The 2,050-nt window shown below is 37.8% G+C and carries 3 protein-coding genes; all 3 read left to right on the forward strand.

What is annotated here, in order from left to right:
* The coding region (locus A3766_RS18125) for a glycosyltransferase (protein WP_082907153.1) at positions 1-788 on the forward strand (788 nt) is incomplete at its 5' end.
* Between the two features lie 26 nt (positions 789-814).
* Positions 815-1,927 (forward strand): glycosyltransferase family 4 protein, encoded by a 1,113-nt coding sequence (locus A3766_RS18130; RefSeq protein ID WP_068642648.1) that lies wholly within the window; start codon positions 815-817, stop codon positions 1,925-1,927.
* Positions 1,928-2,050: sugar transferase (locus A3766_RS32730; RefSeq protein WP_255375568.1), on the forward strand; the 123-nt coding region annotated here is incomplete at its 3' end. It lies immediately after the preceding gene.

The raw sequence follows: 2,050 nt of genomic DNA on the forward strand, positions 1-2,050 counted from the left end.
TGAAGCTTATTAATTGTAAATATCTTGTCATAAGAGAGTCGACCATAATTAGTCAAAGGTTTACTGGCTATAAACGGTTAATTTTTGATTTACTGTACAACTGTTATGGTTCTCAGGATTTGCTAATTTGTCAGACAAATTTGATGAAGGACTCACTTATTGCGGCTCGACACAAGAATGTTATATCTAATATTGTAACTATTCCTAACCCGGTGAGTATACAAAGAGTGGGGTTGATGTTAGATAAAAGTGAGCTTGTTAGTAATAGTGAACAGTGTTTTGAAATTATTATGGTTGGAAGACTGGTCGCGATTAAGAATCATGAGTTAGTAATATCGGCTCTCGCTAGGATAAAAAAACAGCAGCCCTATAATTTCAAACTTCGTGTACTTGGTGATGGCCCGACAAAAAATGAACTGAAAACACTAGTCGAAGCAAACGGTCTTAATGAAAACGTGGAGTTTTTGGGGAATATGGATAACCCCTTCCAATACATGAATAAAGCTAATTTAGGTGTTGTGGCCTCAATTAGCGAAGGCTTTCCGAATGTTTTATTAGAAATGATGGCTGCTGGAACTAACAATATTATTACGACTCCATGCACAGGTGATTTGGATCAACTACCAAATATTTCTATTACAAATGACCATAGTGTTCATTCAATGACGAACGCTATTTCAAGCGCATTGATTACTAAACAAGATTACTCGATGAAGTATCGAAATTATGTTCAAGAGAGAGATGTCTCAAACTATTGGGCTATTATCGATAAGTACCTGAAAGCATAAAGAATGCAAGGCGAATACCTTATAAAATGAAAGTCATTGTAATTGGAGCTTTGCCAAGCTCATTGTTGAATTTTCGAAAAGCTCTAATATTGGATTTGATCTCTAAAGGGCATGAAGTTGTTACTGCTGCATCTGGTGCGACTTCGGCAGAAGTGCAGGCTATTGAGAAGCTCGGGGTTCGTTATATCGACTTTCATGTTGAGCGGAATGGGTTGAACCCAGTTTCAGATATCAAAACCTATTGGAGGTTGAGGAAAATATTCAAAGTAGAGCAGCCCCAAGTGATTCTTGCATACACTATCAAGCCAGTTATCTGGGGTGGAATAGCCGCTAGAGCAGTCCCTAACAGTAAATTCTATGCACTTATCACAGGTTTGGGTTTTGCTTTTCAAAGGGGAGGTTTTAGAAGAAACCTCTTAAGGCTACTTGCTTGTAAACTTTATAAGTTTGCATTGCTCAATGCTCCTAAAGTTATCTTTCAGAATAGGGATAATAAGGGAGAATTTCTAAGTAATAATATAATTACAGTGGAGCAGTCTGCTTGTATTAACGGCTCAGGTGTTGACTTGGGGCGTTTTTCTATATGTGAGTTTCCATCAAATGGCTTTAAAGTTCTGACTATTGCACGTTTACTTGGTGAAAAAGGTTTACGTGAATATGCAGCAGCAGCGAAAGAAATCAAGAAGACGTTTCCCAATGTAGTCTTTCAACTGGTTGGGCCTGAAGACCCTTCACCAGATGGAATTCCCATTGAAGAAGTTAATGAGTGGCATCAGGCGGGTTATATAGATTATGTTGGTGAAGTTAAGGACGTATACCCTGTTTTAAAAAACTGTAACGTATTTGTTTTAGCTTCGTACCATGAAGGGATGCCTAGAACTGTTCTCGAAGCAATGGCTGTTGGTCGTCCAGTTTTGACAACAAATGTACCGGGTTGTAAGGAAACTGTGAGGCAAGGTGTAAATGGGTTCTTGGTCGATAAGCAGAGTGTAACCCAGTTAGTTGAAAAATTAACTTGGTTTATTTCAAACCCGTCAGAGCTAGTTGAGATGGGCGGTATGAGTCGAGAGATAGCTGTTGAGAAATTTGATGTTTCTAAAGTTAATAAAGAAATTCTAGAGATAATGGAAGTAAGTTAAGTGAAGCGAATATTTGATGTAGTTATAGCTGTTATGGCAATTATAATTTTTAGCCCTGTAATTTTGATAGTTGGGCTAATGATTAACTTGAAACTAGGTCGTCCCATCTTATTTAAGCAAGAG

It is taken from the genome of Oleiphilus sp. HI0132 (genome assembly GCF_001635845.1).